This window comes from Polynucleobacter sp. AP-Titi-500A-B4 (assembly GCF_018688095.1).
Lineage (GTDB): Bacteria > Pseudomonadota > Gammaproteobacteria > Burkholderiales > Burkholderiaceae > Polynucleobacter.
In genome coordinates this window covers 1,352,787-1,372,332 of record NZ_CP061311.1, presented here as the reverse complement: position 1 = coordinate 1,372,332, position 19,546 = coordinate 1,352,787, and the positions used below count along the sequence as shown (strand labels likewise).

General features: G+C 47.8%; 16 protein-coding genes. 10 read left to right on the top strand and 6 right to left on the bottom strand.

The window, feature by feature from the left end; genetic code table 11:
- Positions 1–3 precede the first annotated feature (3 nt).
- Positions 4–1,422: an argininosuccinate lyase gene (argH, locus tag FD968_RS06890; RefSeq protein WP_215364979.1), complete on the bottom strand. Its 1,419-nt coding sequence runs from the start codon at positions 1,420–1,422 to the stop codon at positions 4–6.
- A 43-nt stretch (positions 1,423–1,465) separates the two neighbouring features.
- On the opposite strand from argH, the gene hemC reads away from it, so the two are divergent.
- Both hemC and FD968_RS06880 read left to right on the top strand, forming a co-directional pair.
- On the top strand, positions 1,466–2,443 hold the full coding sequence (gene hemC / locus FD968_RS06885) for a hydroxymethylbilane synthase (protein WP_215364977.1): 978 nt from the start codon (positions 1,466–1,468) through the stop codon (positions 2,441–2,443).
- 18 nt (positions 2,444–2,461) lie between these two features.
- Complete coding sequence (locus FD968_RS06880) at positions 2,462–3,286, top strand: uroporphyrinogen-III synthase (RefSeq protein ID WP_215364975.1); 825 nt, start codon at positions 2,462–2,464, stop codon at positions 3,284–3,286.
- 14 nt (positions 3,287–3,300) lie between these two features.
- On the opposite strand, the gene FD968_RS06875 is transcribed toward FD968_RS06880, so the two are convergent.
- Together FD968_RS06875 and FD968_RS06870 are read right to left on the bottom strand one after the other, a co-directional pair.
- Positions 3,301–3,873 (bottom strand): chorismate lyase, encoded by a 573-nt coding sequence (locus FD968_RS06875; RefSeq protein ID WP_215364973.1) that lies wholly within the window; start codon positions 3,871–3,873, stop codon positions 3,301–3,303.
- A gap of 2 nt (positions 3,874–3,875) precedes the next feature.
- Complete coding sequence (locus tag FD968_RS06870; protein WP_215364971.1) at positions 3,876–5,387, bottom strand: DEAD/DEAH box helicase; 1,512 nt, start codon at positions 5,385–5,387, stop codon at positions 3,876–3,878.
- A gap of 251 nt (positions 5,388–5,638) precedes the next feature.
- On the opposite strand from FD968_RS06870, the gene leuE reads away from it, so the two are divergent.
- Positions 5,639–6,316: a leucine efflux protein LeuE gene (gene leuE / locus FD968_RS06865; RefSeq protein ID WP_215364969.1), complete on the top strand. Its 678-nt coding sequence runs from the start codon at positions 5,639–5,641 to the stop codon at positions 6,314–6,316.
- Here leuE and FD968_RS06860 read toward each other — a convergent pair whose 3' ends face one another.
- The gene (locus FD968_RS06860) at positions 6,317–7,714 is read right to left on the bottom strand and encodes a coniferyl aldehyde dehydrogenase (protein WP_215364967.1); all 1,398 of its coding nucleotides are present in this window, start codon (positions 7,712–7,714) and stop codon (positions 6,317–6,319) included.
- A 49-nt stretch (positions 7,715–7,763) separates the two neighbouring features.
- On the opposite strand from FD968_RS06860, the gene msrA reads away from it, so the two are divergent.
- Complete coding sequence (gene msrA / locus FD968_RS06855) at positions 7,764–8,336, top strand: peptide-methionine (S)-S-oxide reductase MsrA (protein WP_215364965.1); 573 nt, start codon at positions 7,764–7,766, stop codon at positions 8,334–8,336.
- A 7-nt stretch (positions 8,337–8,343) separates the two neighbouring features.
- On the opposite strand, the gene pdxH is transcribed toward msrA, so the two are convergent.
- Positions 8,344–8,979 carry a pyridoxamine 5'-phosphate oxidase gene (gene pdxH / locus FD968_RS06850; RefSeq protein ID WP_215364963.1) on the bottom strand — a complete coding sequence of 212 codons (636 nt, stop codon included), beginning with the start codon at positions 8,977–8,979 and terminating at the stop codon, positions 8,344–8,346.
- A gap of 22 nt (positions 8,980–9,001) precedes the next feature.
- On the opposite strand from pdxH, the gene FD968_RS06845 reads away from it, so the two are divergent.
- The 6 genes from FD968_RS06845 (at position 9,002) to FD968_RS06820 (ending at position 16,870) form a co-directional block, all read left to right on the top strand.
- Positions 9,002–9,784 carry a ThiF family adenylyltransferase gene (locus FD968_RS06845; protein ID WP_215364961.1) on the top strand — a complete coding sequence of 261 codons (783 nt, stop codon included), beginning with the start codon at positions 9,002–9,004 and terminating at the stop codon, positions 9,782–9,784.
- Between the two features lie 273 nt (positions 9,785–10,057).
- On the top strand, positions 10,058–11,383 hold the full coding sequence (locus FD968_RS06840) for an amino acid permease (RefSeq protein ID WP_305848948.1): 1,326 nt from the start codon (positions 10,058–10,060) through the stop codon (positions 11,381–11,383).
- Positions 11,384–11,395: 12 nt separating this feature from the next.
- Positions 11,396–12,514, top strand: coding sequence for an alanine dehydrogenase (gene ald, locus FD968_RS06835; RefSeq protein ID WP_215364955.1), 1,119 nt, complete (start codon positions 11,396–11,398; stop codon positions 12,512–12,514).
- A 54-nt stretch (positions 12,515–12,568) separates the two neighbouring features.
- Complete coding sequence (locus tag FD968_RS06830; RefSeq protein WP_215364953.1) at positions 12,569–13,144, top strand: TMEM165/GDT1 family protein; 576 nt, start codon at positions 12,569–12,571, stop codon at positions 13,142–13,144.
- Between the two features lie 44 nt (positions 13,145–13,188).
- Positions 13,189–15,798: an aminopeptidase N gene (gene pepN, locus FD968_RS06825; RefSeq protein WP_215364950.1), complete on the top strand. Its 2,610-nt coding sequence runs from the start codon at positions 13,189–13,191 to the stop codon at positions 15,796–15,798.
- Between the two features lie 73 nt (positions 15,799–15,871).
- Positions 15,872–16,870 carry a class 1 fructose-bisphosphatase gene (locus FD968_RS06820; protein ID WP_215364947.1) on the top strand — a complete coding sequence of 333 codons (999 nt, stop codon included), beginning with the start codon at positions 15,872–15,874 and terminating at the stop codon, positions 16,868–16,870.
- 84 nt (positions 16,871–16,954) lie between these two features.
- Here FD968_RS06820 and cphA read toward each other — a convergent pair whose 3' ends face one another.
- The gene (gene cphA, locus FD968_RS06815; protein WP_215364944.1) at positions 16,955–19,525 is read right to left on the bottom strand and encodes a cyanophycin synthetase; all 2,571 of its coding nucleotides are present in this window, start codon (positions 19,523–19,525) and stop codon (positions 16,955–16,957) included.
- Between the last annotated feature and the right edge of the window lie 21 nt (positions 19,526–19,546).

The window sequence follows — 19,546 nt, the reverse complement described above, 5'->3', positions numbered from 1 at the left end:
GATTTAGAGGTCTGTGCGCCCCCGCTTAATGGCAGCGAGTACTTGTGAGGGTGCTGTGCCACCAGCGTGCTGGCGAGATTGCACAGAGCCATCAACCGTAAGTAGTGCAAATACCTCATCACTAATGAGTTCTGGGCGATTATCTAAACCGCAAGCAAAGCGCAGCTCAGAAAGACTCAGATCAGTCAGCATGCAGTTTCTGCCAACGCAAGCTTTGACAGCATGTGCAACAGCTTCATGTGCGTCACGGAAGGCTAGACCTTTTTTCACTAAGTAGTCTGCTAAATCGGTAGCAGTAGCAAAACCTTCTTCAGCCGCCGCTTTCATGACGTCAGCTTTTACTTCTATGTGCGGAACCATATCGGCAAAGATGCGCAAGGTATCTTGCACAGTATCAACCGCATCAAATAAAGGCTCTTTATCTTCTTGATTATCTTTGTTGTATGCCAGAGGCTGACTCTTCATCAATGTCAACAAAGACATCAAGTCACCATAGACGCGACCAGTTTTACCGCGCGCCAATTCTGGAACATCAGGGTTCTTCTTTTGCGGCATGATCGAGCTGCCAGTACAGAAACGGTCTGGTAAATCGATAAAGCCAAAACGAGGACTCAGCCAGAGTACAAGTTCTTCAGACAGGCGTGAGACATGCATCATCAAGATTGAGGCAAAGGCACAGAACTCAATCGCAAAGTCGCGATCAGAGACCGCATCTAAGGAGTTATTGCAGATACCATCAAAACCCAGGATCTTGGCAACTTGGTCGCGATCAATTGGGTAGGTAGTCCCAGCTAAAGCAGCGGCACCCAGTGGTAGACGATTAAAACGTGTACGCAAATCCGCGAGACGACTTGCATCGCGACTGAACATTTCGTAGTAGGCCATCAAGTGATGACCAAAAGTAATCGGTTGTGCAACCTGCAGATGAGTATGCCCTGGCATGATGGTAGCAGCATGCTTTTCTGCAAGATCTAATAAAGCAGTTCGCAAGGCTTTTAAAGTGACCGCAATCTCATCAATACTGCCACGTAACCACAGGCGTAAATCAGTTGCTACTTGATCGTTGCGCGAACGACCGGTATGCAAACGCTTGCCAGCATCGCCAACGAGTTCAGTAAGGCGAGCCTCAATATTGAGATGCACATCTTCTAGCGCTAACTGCCATTTAAATTCACCTGCCTCGATTTCGCTCTTGATCTGAGCCATTCCCTTTTGAATATCGGCTAAATCCTGAGCGCTGATGATTTTTTGGGCTGCCAGCATTTGGGCGTGGGCGAGGGAGCCAGCGATATCCACCATTGCAAAGCGTTGATCAAAGCCGATAGAGGCTGTATAACGCTGAACAAGTTCGTCAACGGGTTCGTCAAAACGGGCCGACCAAGCTTGGGCTTTGTTGGCTAGGGAATTTTTGGATGAGCTCATAAACACAGTATATTGGTGTAGGTCTTTGATTATTTTAAATGTTATGTCCCAAACCCTAAATTCTTCACCTCTATCCGCCGCTCTGGAAGCCCCCCAACGCCTTGTCATTGCCTCCCGCGAAAGTCGCTTAGCCATGTGGCAGGCGCAGCATGTGCAAGCCTGCCTACAAAAGCTCTATCCAGGCTGTGATGTCCAGATTTTGGGCATGACCACCCGGGGAGACCAGATTTTGGATAAAGCCCTCTCCAAAGTGGGTGGCAAAGGCCTTTTTGTCAAAGAGCTTGAGACTGCCCTAGAAGATGGCAGAGCCGATTTAGCAGTCCATTCTTTAAAAGATGTCCCGATGGTCATGCCAAGCGGGTTTGACCTGTCTTGTGTGATGGCTAGAGAAGATGCCAGAGATGCTTTTGTCTCTAATGATTACAGTAGCTTAGAAGACCTTCCTTCTGGCGCAATTGTGGGCACATCAAGCCTGCGCCGAGAGTCAGTCTTGCGAGCCAAGTTTCCCCATCTGAGGATTGAGCCCTTACGGGGCAACCTCGATACCCGCATGGGCAAACTCGATCGTGGGGAGTACCAAGCCATTATTTTGGCTGCCGCTGGCTTAAAGCGCCTTGGCCTAGAGTCCCGGATTCGGGCCTATTTACCCTATGACCCTTACACCCCAGCTGCTGGTCAAGGAGCCCTAGGGATTGAGACCTTAAGTGCGCACCCGCATATCAAAGACTGGCTCGCCCCCTTAAATGACTTACCGACTTTATTGGCCGTATCGGCTGAGCGCATGGTCTCACGTCAATTAGGCGGCTCTTGTGAAGTGCCCTTAGCTGCTCACGCCACTTGGGATCAACACCACCTGCAGATTCGCTCCTTTGTTGCTAGCACTGATGGCAAAGCCATTTGCCTAGCGCAAGGTAGCGCAGCCGTGCAATCCATTGAGGATGCAGAAGCCCTCGGCTTAGCGGTAGCGCAAGATCTGCTAGCCCAAGGTGCGGCGGAATTGATTCCGAAGATTGTGAAGTGATTTAGAGTAACAATCACGATGAGCACTAAAACCATTGTTATCACTAGGCCGAGTGGTCAAGCTCGTCAGTTGATCGAAGTACTTTCGCAGACGATTGAAAAGAGTGGTGTTGCAAAGCGCAGTCTTCCAGAAATCGTATCTCTACCTTTGCTCACGATTGTTCCTAAAGATGATGAACAACTTGCAGACCATATTGCTACCGTTTTAAAGGATGCTGACTTAGCAATCTTCGTTAGTCCTAATGCCATTGAATCTGTCATGCGTTTGCTAGAGCGTGATTGGCAGGATTTTTCTAAAAAGATCATTCCGATTGGGGTGATGGGTGGCAGTAGCGCCTTAGCTTTAAAAAACCACGGCATTGGCTTAGAAGCAAGGCCGACTCCAGTGATGATTCCTGCAAACAATGAACAATGGGATTCTGAAGGTTTGTGGCAGGAGCTTCAAGGTCTGCAGTGGGATTGGCACAACAAGAAGATAGTCATCTTTAAGGGTGAGGGTGGTCGAGATTGGTTAGCTGAGACGCTTAAAAAAGCTGGTGCAACAGTCGAGGCGATTTCTACATACACTCGCGTGCCCTTAGATACCAATAATTCTGTATGGCATGCCATACAGCAAATGGATATTTCTAAATCTCTTTGGCTGTTAACTTCTTCTGAGGCAGTTCGCTACCTAGGACAGGTTGCAAATCATCAACTACCACAAGGTTTACAAAGTGCTAGCGCCTTATGTTCACATCACAATATTGCTGATGCTGCCCAAGCAGTTGGATTTGGTGAAGTGTTTACAACTGATCCAGGCGATGAAGCGCTGATTAAAGCCACATTAGCCTGGCTCACCATTTGATAGGTCGGTAATTCTTAAGAAGCAGAGTAGCTTAATAGGGCTGGCAAGAAGATTTCATTGACTAAGATGGGATGACCCTTTAATCGATAGAGGGTACGACGTGCCCACAAAGGTGAGCTAAGTCCCGGATAATTCTTGGAGCATTTTTTCCACAAGGCGCTGCCTTTATCAAGACGAGCAATATCGCGTGGTGGCTTTGCCTTGGAATTCATTCGGGTTTTAGCAAACAAGACTGCACCCAATGGCTTGGTGCCAAGGCGTAATACAGCATGATTACTGCCACTCGAACTCAAAGTTGGAATCACGCTATGCGCCATCACCAATGGAATATTATTTACGCAGAGCAAGACTTCCCGAACGCGGCAACGTCTGATCTTGAAATGAAAATAGCGACTCTCATCGCTATTTAAGGTTTGAGAACAATCACGCAAAACCTGAACTTGCAGTTTTTGACCAATTGCTTTCTCAATTTTTTGGGTTAAAGACCCAATGTCACTTAGCCATGGTTGCCACTTTCGTGGCGCCCGATGAATTTCACCGGAACCGACTCGATTCCATGAAGAACGGAGACGATTACGGTGAGTCATATTTAGCTGCCGCTAAAGTTACGACGTTGACCGCCAGACTTTGGTTTAGCAAAACGTGGACCTGCCGGACGAGCTGGACGTGAATCCGCAGAACGTGCTGGACGTGAATCCGCAGAACGTGCAGGACGTGAGTCGCCTGAACGGCCTCCACCAGTATTGCCGCCACCGCTACCACCGCCACCAAAGCGTGACTCAGAGCGTGCGCCAGAGCCATAACGACCGCCACCACCGCCAGAGCGATTACCGCCAAAGCCACCGCCAGAGCGACCACCGCCAGGGCGGCCACCGCCACCACCAAAGCTAGGCTTGGCTTGTGGCTCAAGACCTGCGATAACAGAGGCAACGATATCTTGCTGTGTGAAGCGCTCGATATTGCGAATCTTGGCACGATCACGATGTTCAACTAAGGTGATTGCAACACCATTGCGACCAGCGCGACCTGTACGACCGATGCGGTGTGTATAGTCTTCTGGTTTCATTGGCAAGCCAAAGTTAATCACGTGACTGATACGTGGCACATCAATACCACGAGCCGCTACGTCAGTGGCAACCAAAATCTTGGTGTGACCTTTGCGTAAAGACTCAAGGCGACGCATACGCACAGCTTGAGGCATTGCACCGTGAAGGGCAGTTGCTTCGTAACCATTCGCACGCAATGTATCAGCAATCTTTTCACTTTCAACTTGGGTGCTTGCAAACACGACTGCTTGATCCAAAGAGGCGTCAGCCAAAATGTGCTCAAGAAGTTTGTGCTTGTGTGACATGCTGTCAGCCCAGTGCAACTTCTGCTCAATGTTGGCGTGCTTTTCACCGGCGTGAGCAAGTTCAATACGTTTGGCATCGGTAGTCAACTCGTTTGCTAAAGACATAATCTTTGGCGCAAAAGTTGCAGAGAACATCAAGGTTTGGTTGCGACCAGCGCAACGTTTATCAATGGCTTCGAGATCATCGGCAAATCCCATGTCGAGCATGCGATCAGCTTCATCGATAACGAGTTGTTTAACATCATCTAAGCGAATTGCTTTGCTATCGCACAAGTCGAGCAAACGACCTGGAGTTGCAACAACTAACAATGCACCTTTCAATGCTTGGATTTGTTTGCCGTAAGGCATGCCACCCATCACAGTGGCAATACGAATACCTTTCATGCCGCGAACTAAGTTCACTGCATCGGCGGCAACCTGTTGAGCTAACTCACGAGTCGGGCAGAGCACTAACACTTTAGGTTGTGCGCGACCTGGTACAGGTGAATTGTTCGGGTTGCTTTCAATCAGTTGATTAATTAAAGGCAATAAAAAGGCTGCAGTTTTACCGCTACCGGTTTGGCTGCTGACCAATAAGTCACCGCCAGCTAAAGCAGCAGGAATAACCTGAGCTTGTACTTCGGTGGCCTGGGTAAAACCCAGTTCAGCAACGTTTTTAAGGAGTGAGGCCGCAAGGGCGAAATTCTGGAATTCAGATCCAGAGCTCTTTGAGTCTTTCGGCTCGTGTTTAGTTTCTTTAGAAAAAGTCATGCTATTACACATCCCCTTAAAGGGATGTCTCCGTATGTTGCACCCATGGTTTTTTATAGGGTGCGATGGTCAAAGGCATCGACCATCAGACAAGCGGCAGCGCGTTTTTTACCTCTAGTGTTTATGACTTCTAAACGGTACGCTGAAATAGAGCTGGGGGGCGATGAATCAAATTGCTTTAAAAAGCCTCCCATTATGTCAGTTTGAGACCGTCATTACAAGGGTTTTCCCGAATTAATTATCATGTGGTGATGGAATGGTTCACATTCAGCCTCTTATCACCTTCAAATGCAGGAATCCTGGATTTCTCAAGTTACTTGCTTGGGACTGTGCTTGTCATCTTGTTGCCTGGCCCGAACTCACTATATGTACTGACCATTGCTACGCAAAAGGGTTGGCGCTCTGGCGCATTAGGCGCATTAGGAATCTTCATTGGCGATTCGATTCTGATGATTGCTGTTGCTCTAGGCGCTGCATCACTCTTAATGTCTTCCCCTGTGCTCTTCCAGCTTGTGCGCATCATCGGAGCAATCTATTTGGCTTGGATGGGGATAGGCTTATTGCGCAGTGGGCAGCAGCACTGGACAACACAATCTCATTCGCAGGTTTTTGAGATTCAAACACGTTTAATGCAATTGCATCCATTGCTTGCCGCGCTATCGCTATCACTCACCAATCCTAAGGCAATCTTTTTCTTTATTGCTTTCTTCTCGCAATTTATTCAGCCAGATTTTGCGCATCCAGCCATTACCTTTGTATATCTTGCGACGGTTCTACAGTTGATGAGTATGACTTACCTAGCAGGACTCATCTCTGTAGGGCAATTTTTCTCTACGTATTTCAAAAGCCGTTACCGCTTAACTGCGGGACTGTGGATGCTGGCTGGAATATTATTTATTGGCTTTGCAATTCGCTTATTGATTGTTTGATTACTTCAAGCGACGCAATAAGCGCTCAACCTGTTTTCCATAAGGTGGGCGTGCAGGTTTGGTGCCTTTGAGAAGATTCGTGCCCAAGAGTCCGCGTACCTGAAGAATAGGTTTTTGATGGCTGAAGGCATCAAAACCTGCTTTGCCATGGTAACTTCCCATGCCGCTCGCACCAACTCCGCCAAAGGGGAGGGAATCGACGGTCGCATGCAAGAAGACATCATTAATAGTGACACCACCCGAGCGAGTCTGCTCTAAAACTTGCTGCATATTATTTTTGTCTTTACCAAACCAGTACAGCGCCAATGGATTAGGTCTGCTATTTACATACGCAATTGCTGCTGCTGTATTTGCAACGTTGATGATTGGCAGAATAGGGCCAAATATTTCTTCATGAAGTACGCGCGCATCTTGAGGGATATCAATTAAGACAACAGGTTCAAACCGCCTTGCCCCTGCGGCAGGATTATTCAATAGTGGAATCACTTTTGCACCACGGTCGATAGCATCACTAACAAGGTGCTGCCAGTATTGCAATTGCGCATCATCAATCGGCCCAGTGAGCTCCTCCGGATTGCTAAATTGTGTTTGTGCTGCTGTTTGGAGTGCTTGAATGAACTCAGCTTGATAGCTAGCTTCAAGCAAAACATAGTCAGGAGCAATACAGGTTTGGCCACTATTGAGTAATTTGCCATAAATAATTGCTGACGCGGCTTCCTCGAGTTTTGCGGAGGCATCCACAATGGCAGGAGTCTTGCCGCCAAGCTCTAGTGTTACCGGTGTCAGGTTCTCGGCGGCAGCACGCATCACTTTTTTGCCAATCACTTCAGAGCCGGTAAAGAGGAGGTGTGCAAAGGGCAAAGCAGAAAATTGTTCCGCGACATCAGATCCGCCAGTAGTAACGCAAAATTCACTGGGGTGAAAATATTCTTGTATCAAGCCTGCTAAAAATCCAGAAGTGCGGGAGCTGCGCTCAGAAGGTTTGAGCCAAACACGATTGCCAGCAGCAAAGGCTGCAATGGCAGGCACCAGAGCTAGCTGCACTGGGTAATTCCAGGGGCTCATGATGCCAACTACACCAAGAGATTGATTCTCAAGCCAAGCTTCAGATGAGCCCATATAAGAGGGGGTTTCCATTTGCGCTGGTTTCATCCAGCCTTTCAAATGTTTACGCGTGTATTTACAAGCTTGATACACCATCTGAAATTCAGCGAGACGTGTTTCGATTGGGTGACGAACTCCAAAATCTGCAATTAAGGCTTTGCACAATTTTTCTTCATTTGCCTCGAGCATCTTTTGAATACGACCAATGCGCTCCAGCCTTACTTCTAATGTGGGATTAGGTTCTGCAGCGTAGGCTGCTTTGATTTCATCAAGCTGGATGGTGAAGCGATTCATGTTGAATTAATAGTTGGCAAGCATTTAAATAAGGCATTAGGATAAAGCCATGACTGAAATTACTGATAAAAGTCCAGCCACACTAGAGCGAGCTACCCTGGGTGGGGGATGCTTTTGGTGTCTCGAAGCTGTTTACCAGCAAATCCAAGGCGTTAAAAGCGTCGTTTCGGGCTACGCTGGGGGCGCTCGGCCCAATCCTTCCTATGAATCTGTTTGCACCGGTGTGACGGGCCATGCAGAGATCGTGGATGTCGAGTTTGATCCTCAAGTCATCTCATTTAGAGATCTTTTAGAAATCTTTTTTGTGATTCATGACCCCACTACATTGAACTATCAAGGTAATGATCATGGGACGCAATACCGCTCCGTGATTTTTACCCATAGCGATGAACAGACTAAAATTGCGCACGAGGTAGTACAAGAGTTGGAAGATTCTAAAATCTATGCCAGTCCAGTAGTGACGCAAATCGAACCAGCGCCAACGATTTATCCTGCAGAGGATTATCACCAGAATTATTTCCAGCAGCATCCTTATCAAGGGTATTGCGCTGCTGTGGTAGCGCCAAAGTTGGCAAAATTTAGAGCGAAATTTAAATCACTCATTGCGCCGCAATACGTTTAGCGCTGAACTACGGAGCTAGTCGATTAATTTTCCAATGACTACCATTGAGCTTGTAATGGATGCGGTCATGCAATCGGGAAGGGCGGCCTTGCCAAAACTCAATCTCCGTTGGGCGTAGGCGATATCCACCCCAGTGCTCTGGGCGTGGAGGCGCATCACCAAACTCTGATGTAAAGCGCTTTTCTGCTTCTTCCAAAAACTCACGATTTGGAATAGCCGCACTTTGCGGTGAAGCCCAAGCGCCGATCCGCGAGGCTGGTGGACGAGAATGAAAGTACTGATCGCTTTCTTCAGGGCTCACGCGCTCAACCGTTCCCTGAATGCGTACTTGGCGCTCAAGCTCATGCCAATGAAAAAGGAGCGCAGCTTGAGGGCGAATAGCGAGATCTTTGCCTTTTTGGCTCTCGTAATTGGTAAAAAAGGTAAAGCCGTTTTCGTCTGCGCCTTTTAGTAAGACAATACGAGCTGATGGATTTCCGGCTTTATCAGCAGTAGCCAGTGTCATAGAGTTAGGTTCAGGACACTCTGCTTTGACGGCTTGGTCAAACCAAAGCTGAAAAAGTGGCAAAGGCTGGTGTGGAACCTCGGTTTCGGAAAGCTGACCAAAGGTATAGTTTTTGCGGAGTTGAGCGATGGAGTCCATTTATTCAGTATAAAGAGAAGCTATGGCAGAAGACAAGATTGAAGGCGTAGAAGAAGGCGGCATAGAAGAACGTCGTTTCGGAGGAGTTTCTAGGCTCTATGGCCCAGATCTACGCGCACGCTTTCAAAATGCCACGGTTGTCGTGGCTGGCCTAGGTGGTGTTGGCTCTTGGGCTGCAGAAGCTCTAGCGCGCACTGGCATTGGCCATTTAGTACTGGTCGATTTTGATCACATTGCTGAGAGCAATACCAATCGTCAACTGCATGCTGTCGAGGGTCAATATGGCAAAGCCAAAGTCGAGGCGATGACTCAACGTATTTTGCAAATTAATCCTGAAATCAATATCACAGCATGCGATGAATTTCTGGAACCAGAAAATCTCGATCGCATTATTCCTGCAGACGCCTATGTATTAGATGCTACTGATTCAGTGCAAACCAAAATTGCGCTATCCGTTTGGTCTCGATTAAATAATCGTGCGCTGGTGATGTGTGGTGCCGCTGGTGGCAAGACGGACCCTACCTCAGTACGTTGTGATGATTTGTCACGCACAGAGCAAGATGCCTTGTTGGCAAAGGTACGCCAAGGACTGCGCCAAGATCATGGCTTTTCAAGAAATCTCAAACACAAGATTGGCATCCGAGCCATTTATTCCCACGAGCCGCGAGCAGGGGCGTCTACTGGTGGTTTAGCGTGTTCAGGTTATGGCTCAACCGTCATGGTGACTGCTGCATGTGGTCTAGCAGCTGCGGCAGAAATTCTCAATTTGATCGGCCAGAATCAAAAATCTGCCATAAATCCTTAAGGGGATTCCCTGTAGGAAATTACTGATTCTGTTGCAGTCATATCCATCCCGTGAATATGATTCCTGATGTTGCAAAAGCAATTTCTTAATTTCAAGTACTCACTTTTGATTATTTGATCACTTTAGTTATTTTTATCCCCTAGTACAGATCAGAAGTCCTCCCTAGACTTTGCTTCGTTGGTAAACCGCCAATGACAAATCGAAAGGAGGTCTCTTTTGCAGACTGAACAAACCGGCTTGAAACGCCACCTGAAAGTTAGACACATTCGTTTAATGGCCTTGGGCTCAACGATTGGCGTTGGATTATTTTTGGGATCTGCGAGTGCAATCCAAATTGCTGGCCCATCCATTCTCTTAGGATATTTACTCGCTGGAATCGTAGCCTTCATTGTTCTGCGCACCTTGGGCGAGATGGCAGTGCATGAGCCCGTAGCGGGATCATTTGCCGCTTATGCCAATAACTATGTAGGGCCGCTAGCCGGATACATGGTGGGTTGGGGTTATTGGACCTACTGGATTGTGGTCGGTATTGCAGAAGTGACTGCTGTTGGTATCTATATGGGCATCTGGTTTCCAGAAGTGCCTCAGTGGATTTGGGCGCTGTCCTCAATCATCATGATGGGTTTAATCAATCTCATCGCAGTCAAAGTCTTTGGTGAGTTTGAGTTTTGGTTTGCACTCATTAAGGTGGTCGCTATCGTTGCGATGATCACATTAGGGGGATCAGTCATTCTCTTTGGCTTTACGAATGATTGGCAGCCAATTGGTTTAAGTAATCTTTGGCAGCACGGCGGCTTCTTCCCAAATGGCATTAGCGGGATGTTGCTGTCATTGCAAATGGTCTTATTTGCTTACGTTGGTATTGAGATGATTGGCTTGTCTGCTGGTGAAGCTGAGAATCCCAAAAAAACCATTCCCATGGCAATTGATTCCTTAGCGTGGCGCATCTTAATTTTCTACATGGGTGCCATCCTTGTGATCTTGGCAATCTTCCCCTGGAATGAAGTGGGTCAGCAGGGTAGTCCGTTTGTAGTGATGTTTGAGCGGATTGGCTTACGTGAAGCTGCGGGTCTCATCAACTTTGTAGTGATTACTGCGGCACTGTCTTCTTGTAACGCCGGCATCTTCAGTGGTGGACGTCTTTTGTATGCCTTGTCTACCAATGGTTATGCCCCAGCGTCATTTGCAAGGCTCTCTAAATACGGTGTTCCTCATCGTGCGGTAATGGCTACCGTGGGCGTGTGTATGTCTGGGGTAGTGCTGAACTACTTTGTGCCTGATAAGGCTTTTCAATACATCATGGCTGCAGTCACTTTTGTGGGCTTGATGGTCTGGATTGCCATCCTGTTCACGCAAATGAAATTCCGTCGCTCATTGACGAAAGCGCAAGTAGCCGAGTTAGGCTATCGCGCTCCTTGGTGGCCTTATTCCTCATGGTTTGCTCTGGCATTCATTTTCTTAGTAGTGGTGCTGATGGGCTTTCATGAGGATGCGCGGATGGCTCTTATCTTGGGTCCGTGTTTATTGGGTGTCTACCTCGTGATGTTTTACATCGTGGGTTTACATCGCAAAACGAAAACAAGTCGTCAATTTAAATAAAAGGAGATAGCTATGATCATTGGTGTTCCACAAGAAGTAAAAAATAATGAGTTTCGGGTAGGGCTCACCCCAGGTAATGTCAGCGGGCTATGTCGACACGGACATTCAGTCTTGGTGCAAAGAGGTGCAGGGGCGCAAATTGGGCTGAGTGATGAGTCATACCGTATCGCTGGAGCTACGTTAATTAATAGCGCAGCGGAGGTCTTTCAAAAAGCAGAAATGATTATCAAGGTTAAAGAGCCTCAACCACAAGAGTGTGCGATGTTACGTGAAGACCAAATTCTGTTCACCTACTTGCATCTCGCTCCAGATCCAGTGCAAACCAAAGCATTATTGGCTTCAGGCGCAACCTGTATCGCCTATGAGACGGTTACTGCCATGAATGGGGTCTTGCCTTTACTTGCTCCAATGAGTGAAGTGGCGGGGCGGATGTCAATTCAGGCAGCCGCATCTCATTTAGAAAAAACCCAAGGCGGTCTCGGCGTTTTAATGGCTGGCGTGCCTGGTGTTTCACCAGCTAAGATTGTGATTCTGGGTGCAGGCGTAGTGGGGCGCAATGCCTTGCAAATGGCAGTGGGTTTGGGTGCAGATGTTTGCATCTTTGATCGCGATATTGAGCGTCTCAGGCAGATTGATATGTTCTACGGCAATCGCGTACGCACTTTCTACTCCGATAGTTTGCTCATCGAGCAAGAAGTGTGTGAGGCTGATGTAGTGATTGGTGCTGTTTTATTGCCAGGCGGTGCTGCACCTAAACTAGTCACGCGAGAGATGATCAAGAAGATGAAAGCGGGCGCGGTGGTGGTGGATGTGGCAATTGATCAAGGTGGTTGCTTTGAAACATCAAAGCCCACAACGCATGCAGATCCAACTTTCTTGGTTGACGGAGTCTTGCATTACTGCGTAGCCAATATGCCAGGTGCTGTAGCCAGAACCTCCACCTTTGCATTAACTAATGCAACCTACCCATTTATAGAAGCGATAGCCAATCGCGGCGTTCCTAAGGCTTTATCCATTGATCATCACCTTCGTAACGGCTTGAGTGTTCATAAAGGTGTTTTGACTTCTAAACCAGTTGCACAGGCTCAGGGTCTGGACTTCGCTCTGGCGGAGGAGTTTTTTATGGCCTAGTCATCTTGAAGATTTAAACTGGCTAGATACATACTTATTAAAGCCAGAAGATTTATGGATTTTTCAGCCTTAACCCTCTCCGCTGGTGTTGTTGCATTGGCGGAGATGGGTGATAAAACTCAATTACTGTCGTTAATGCTTGCTGCGCGCTATCCCAAGCAGGCGCTCGCCATTATTGCGGGCATTTTTATTGCCACCATTGCAAATCATGCCTGCGCTGCATTACTTGGTCATTGGTTGATGACCTTGGTTTCTCCAGATGTGATGCGCTGGATTTTGGGCGCTAGCTTCTTAGGTATTGGTTTATGGCTTTTAGTTCCTGATCACATTGATGATGCAGCGGACTCTAAAGTAGCCGATCGCGCCTTACAAGTGTTTATGTTGACTGTGGTTTTGTTCTTCTTGGCTGAGATGGGGGATAAGACACAAATCGCAACGATTGCCTTGGGTGCGCGATATGAGGATGTTGTTTCAGTAACGATAGGCACCACATTGGGGATGATGTTGGCCAATGCCCCAGCGGTTTGGATTGGGCAGAAATTTACCCAGCGCATGCCGATCAAATGGGTGCACGCCGTTGCCGCTGTGACCTTTATTGCGATTGGCATAGCAACCCTGGTGTGGAGTTAATGGACCCCTCTGCATCAGCTGGCCTCACGACTTAAAATAGGCAGATGAAAACAGATCTACCCCAGAGCTTTCGTCGGCTCGAATACCGCCCTCCCGTTTATACCTTTGATCAAGTCGAGCTAGATATCGCTTTAGATCCTGCTCGGACGATTGTGAAAAGCAAAATCGAAGTATTACCAGGCAACAGTTTTCAGCCCGGGGCACCGTTGGTGTTGGTGGGTCAAGATTTAGAGTTTGTCAGCTTAAGAATCAATGGTGAGGCGCATCGTCATTTCGAGCTTACGCCAGAAACCTTGACGATTCATTCTTTGCCAAACGATGGCAAGGATAAATTCATTGTTGAAATTATTGCCGTTAATGCCCCTGACAAAAATACCACCCTAATGGGTTTGTATGTTTCGAATGGAAACTTCTTTACTCAGTGTGAGGCAGAAGGCTTTCGCAAGATTACTTATTTCTTGGATCGTCCTGATGTCATGGCACGTTATCGTGTGACTCTACGTGCACGTGAATCTGAGTGTCCGGTGTTGTTATCCAATGGCAATTTATTAAATGAAGAGAAGTTGCCTAATGGTTGGCATAGTGCAACCTGGGAAGATCCATTTCCGAAGCCTTCTTACCTCTTTGCCTTGGTGGCTGGCAAGCTGGAGTGCATTGAAGAAACGATCACGACGAGCAGTGGCGCTAAGAAGTTATTGCAAATCTGGGTAGAGCCGCATGATTTGAAGAAGACCCGTCATGCAATGGATTCTTTGATTGCCTCGATTCATTGGGATGAGAAGCGCTTTGGTCTTGAGTTAGACCTTGAGCGTTTCATGATCGTGGCCGTTGGAGATTTCAACATGGGCGCGATGGAGAACAAGGGTTTGAATATTTTCAATACCAAGTTTGTTCTTGCGCAAGCAGAAACTGCAACGGATGCTGACTTTGCCAATATCGAGAGCGTTGTAGCGCATGAGTACTTCCATAACTGGACTGGTAATCGCGTGACTTGCCAAGATTGGTTCCAACTTTCCCTCAAAGAGGGTTTAACCGTCTTTAGAGATCAAGAGTTCTCGGCGGATCAGATGGGTAGTGAGTCTGGTAGAGCAGTGAAGCGTATTGAAGATGTGAGATTACTGCGTCAATTACAGTTCCCAGAAGACGCAGGTCCAATGGCTCATCCTATTCGTCCTGATGAGTATCAAGAAATCAATAACTTCTATACCGTTACCGTGTATGAAAAGGGATCAGAGGTTGTACGAATGTATCAAACCTTGTTCGGCAGAGATGGCTTTCGCAAAGGCATGGATTTGTATTTCAAGCGCCATGATGGACAAGCGGTCACTTGCGACGACTTCTTGGCGGCAATGGCGGATGCCAATGGTAGAGATCTAACGCAGTTCAGAAACTGGTACAGCCAGGCGGGTACGCCACGCGTCAAGGTTGAAGAGTGCTACGATGCTGCCAAAAAGCAATATCACCTCACATTGACACAAAGTTGCGCGCCAACTCCTGGTCAGCCCGAGAAGAAGCCGTTTCACATTCCATTGAAGATACGCTTGATCACTCCTGCCAATGATCAGTTAGAGCAATTACTGGAATTGACGGAGCCAACTCAGTCATGGACGTTTGACAACATCAGTGAATGTCCAGTGCTATCGATTAATCGCAATTTCTCCGCACCAATTAATCTAGATTTTGAGCAAAGTGAAGCAGATCTCTTAATCTTGTTCTCGAGCGATGATGATCCATTTAATCGTTGGGAAGCGGGACAAAAGCTGGCAATGCAAATGATTTTGAATAATCGCTTGCCTGATGTGGCACTAATTGATGCTTATCGCAATCTGTTGCTAGATCCTAATCTTGATCCTGCATTCAAAGAGCTTTCTTTGACTCTGCCTGCTGAGTCTTACTTATATGAGCAGTGCGCTAGCGTGGACCCACAAAAGATCTTTACTGCTCGCCGAGCCTTCCGCCGAGAGATTGCTAAGCAGTTGCCATTGGTATGGGCTGCGCTCTATCAGCAGAATCAAACACCGGGCCCGTTTAAGTCGGATGCCACCGATTCTGGCAAGCGCGCATTGAAGAACCTAGCACTCAGCATGCTGCTCGAGGCTGATCCAAAGATCTGGGGACCAATGGCAGTTAATCAATATCAGATTGCCGACAATATGACGGATCGCTATGCAGCGCTAGCAGCATTAGTGATTCATGGTGCTAAAGGTGCGGATGATTGCTTAAATGATTTCTTTAGTCGATTTGCCAATGATGCCCTGGTGATTGATAAATGGTTTGGGTTGCAATCGAGCCGTCCACCGGTGGATGGACTTGAACCAACGCTCGCTGATGTTAAACGTCTGCGTGAACACCCAGCCTTCAAGTTGAATAACCCAAACCGTGCACGTAGTGTGATTCATGCTTTCTGCTCGAATAATCCAGCAAGCTTTCATCAGGTAGACGGCAGCGGTTATGCGTTTTGGGCTGAAAGTGTTCTAGCTCTAGACCCCATCAATCCACAAGTGGCCGCTCGCCTTGCGAGAGCCTTGGATCGCTGGCGCGTATTTGCACAGCCCTATCAGGATCAGATGAAAGCGGCTTTGGCGCAGGTTGCTGCATGCCCAACCCTCTCTCCCGATGTGCGAGAGGTCGTTGGCAAGGCTTTAGGTAACTGATTTCCGGGTTCTATGGATAACAAGGCAAAATAGAGTCTATTGAATATATGCAGCAATCATCGGAGAAACCGTTTTGTCTTCTAGTACCCATACCAATTTCAAGCAATATCTAGCAACGGCTAAACCAAAAGGAGCTGAAGTACCTGTTGGTTTACAAGATTTACTCAGTGCTGTCGTCAATACTTGCTCTACCTTGAGTCATGAAGTAGCCCAAGGTGCTTTGATTGGTTTATTGGGTTCTGCTGGTACCGGCAATGTGCAGGGTGAAGTTCAGCAAAAGCTCGACATCATTGCCAATGACTTATTAATTGATGGCGTTAAGGGTTGCAAGTCTCTTGCTGGATTGGCCTCTGAGGAAATGGAGTTGCCAGTTCCAGTGCAAGGCACCGGCGACTATCTTTTATTGTTTGATCCATTGGATGGCTCGTCGAACATTGATGTGAACGTATCGATTGGTACGATCTTCTCAATCCTGAAAAAGCAAGATCCGCAAGCGCCATTAGAAACTGCTGATTTCTTATTATCAGGACGACACCAAGTAGCGGCAGGGTATGTGGTTTATGGCCCTCAAACAACTATGGCCCTGACTTTAGGTGATGGCGTAGTGATGTTTACTTTGAATAAGGTGACCGGTGAATTCCTACTCATCAAAGATACGGTCACGATTTCACATTCCACCAAAGAATTCGCAATCAATATGTCGAATATGCGCCACTGGGCTGATCCCGTGCGCCGATATGTTGAGGAGTGCCTGGCCGGTGTGGGCGGTGCACGTGAAAAAGATTTCAATATGCGCTGGATTGCATCGATGGTGGCCGATGTCCATCGTGTTCTTTCTCGTGGTGGCGTCTTTATGTATCCGTGGGATCAACGTGAGCCGCATAAGCCAGGCAAATTGCGTTTAATGTACGAAGCTAACCCAATGAGCTTCTTAGTGGAACAGGCAGGCGGTGCATCCACCAATGGTTCGGAGCTCATTATGGATTTGCAGCCCACCGATCTTCACGAGCGTGTCTCTGTAATGCTGGGGTCCAAAGAAGAAATCGATCGCCTGCGTCATTACCATTCATAAACTCAAACTTTCGTTGTATATAAAAGCAAAAACCCAATCAAATGATTGGGTTTTTTGTTTCCTGCTTAGAAGGTTTGCTTGATCCTATGGTCGCACCTTTTCTTTAAGATAGGCTAGTGATTCTTCTACCTGGTCAATCAAGATTAAACAGATGTCACCTTCAGAGACTTCACTCAAAGCGGTATCGATAGCCAAGAATTCCCCGTGAATTTCTTTGACTTCTTTCGCCTTGGTAGCTCCGACTAATCCTTCTTGTAAAAGCCTTAAGACTTCGCCATCTTCGCGGCCACGTTGGCAAGCATCTTGATAAAGAATGACATTGTCAAAAGCATTACCTAAAATACGAGTCAAATCCCGAATATCTTCATCACGACGATCGCCTGCACCACTAATAACGACATGACTCCTCTTGGGCTTCATCGCTTCGATGGCGCTGGTGAGCGCGCGCATAGCATCTGGATTGTGACCATAGTCGGCAATTACCGTAGCACCTTTATGCTGGAACTGATTAAAGCGACCCGGTACTGAATTAGCGGTGCTCTCAAAGCTATGTAAACCGCTAGCAATCTTCTCAGCATCCAGACCTAGTGCCCATGCCGCGCCAATTGCAGCCATTGCGTTTTCTATCTGGAAGCCAAGTACACCGTTTTGCGTTAGTGGAATCTCACTGACGGGGAGGCGATACATCACCCGCGCTCCTTTAGAGGCAACTATATAAGTGCCATCAAAGAAAATCACTTTCTTATTCTTGGCGCGGTGTGCGGTAATGACGGGATGATGTTGATTCTGGGCAAAGAAGATCACTCGACCAGAGCACTTATCACCCATTTTGGCAACCATTGGATCGGCCGCATTGAGAACAGCTGCGCCGGTAGGGGCTACGTTTTGCACAATGACGCGCTTGAGTACTGCTAAATCTTCCACGCTGGCGATGAAGTTGAGACCTAAATGGTCACCTTCACCAATATTGGTCACGACCGCAACCTCGCAGCGATCAAAACCAAGGCCTTCACGCAATAAGCCACCGCGAGCGGTTTCTAAAACGGCAGCATCCACATCTGGGTGCATTAATACGTTGCGCGCGCTCTTTGGACCACTGCAATCGCCAGTATCGATGAGGCGATGATTGATATACACGCCATCCGTACCTGTCATGCCGACGCGCAGACCTGTCTCATTGAGTAAGTGAGCAATTAAGCGGACTGTAGTGGTCTTGCCATTTGTACCTGTCACCGCTACTACTGGAATGCGACCATCTTCACCAGGGGGGAACATCATATTGATGATGTCCTCACCAACCGGACGGCTCTTGCCATAAGAGGGCTTTAGATGCATGCGTAATCCAGGTGCAGCGTTCACTTCTACAATGCCGCCACCTTGTTGCTCGAGCGGCTTGTAAATTGCCTCACACAAAATATCGACACCAGCAATATCGAGGCCAATCATTTGGGCGGCTGCAACTGCGCTAGCAGCAACATCCGGATGTACGTCATCTGTCACATCGGTGGCAGTTCCACCAGTACTCAGGTTGGCATTGTTGCGCAGTAAAACGCGCTCGCCAGTCTTGGGCACATATTGCGGTGTTAGACCGTTGCTTGCTAAATGCGCTAGAGCAATATCATCAAACCGAATCTTGGTTAAGGCGGTTGCATGTCCATCGCCACGCAATGGATTTTGATTTTCTTTTTCAACGAGCTCAGCAACGGTATGTTTGCCATCACCAACGACTTGTGCAGGCTCACGACGAGCTGCTGCAGATAAATGATTGCCTACTACTAAGAGGCGATAGTCAGCACCCGGTAGGTAGCGCTCTACAATCGTCTCGCGACCAAAGCCTTGCGTGACTACGAAGCCGGCACGCACTTCTTCTTCGGTTTGGATGTTCGCAACAACCCCTTTGCCTTGATTGCCATCTTTGGGTTTGAGAACAATCGGGCCACCAATTTTTTGGGCAGCGCGCCAAGCATCATCCGCAGTGGTAACGACTTCACCAGTCGGGACAGATACTCCAGCAGCAGCTAGAAGATTCTTAGTGAGCTCTTTGTCTTGCGCAATCGCTTCAGCAATCGCGCTGGTATCACTGGTTTCTGCTGCTTGAATCCGTTTTTGTTTGCTACCCCAACCAAATTGCACCATGCTGCCTTCTGTCATGCGACGGTAGGGGATGTTGCGTTGCACCGCTGCATCCACAATTGAGCCAGTACTTGGCCCAAGACGCACATCTTCATAAAGCGCTTCTAGTTCAGATAAGGCGGCTGCTAAATCAAAAGGGGCATCATTTAAGGTTGCTTGAATGAGCGCAAAGCCAAAGTCAAAGGCCATGCGGCCAACCACTTCTTCGATATATTCGACGACAACTTGATAAACACCTTCATCAATCGTCTGTACTGTACGACTAAAGGTCACTGGGCAACCAGCTTGCGCTTGCAATCCTAGCGCGGCATGCTCCAGTGCATGCGCTAAAGAGAGTGGCTCGGTGAGGCCGCCACGACGCATACTACCAAGCTGAGGAAAACGTTCACGAATCTTGTTTTCAAATTGGGGGATGGCATCAATGGATCGCTCTGAAGCATCGCAAGTAACGATCGCTTCTAAAGCAGTGTGGCGACTCCATAAATTGGGGCCACGTAGCATACGGATGCGGGTGATTTCCAATTAAGCCCCTATTGCAGTAGT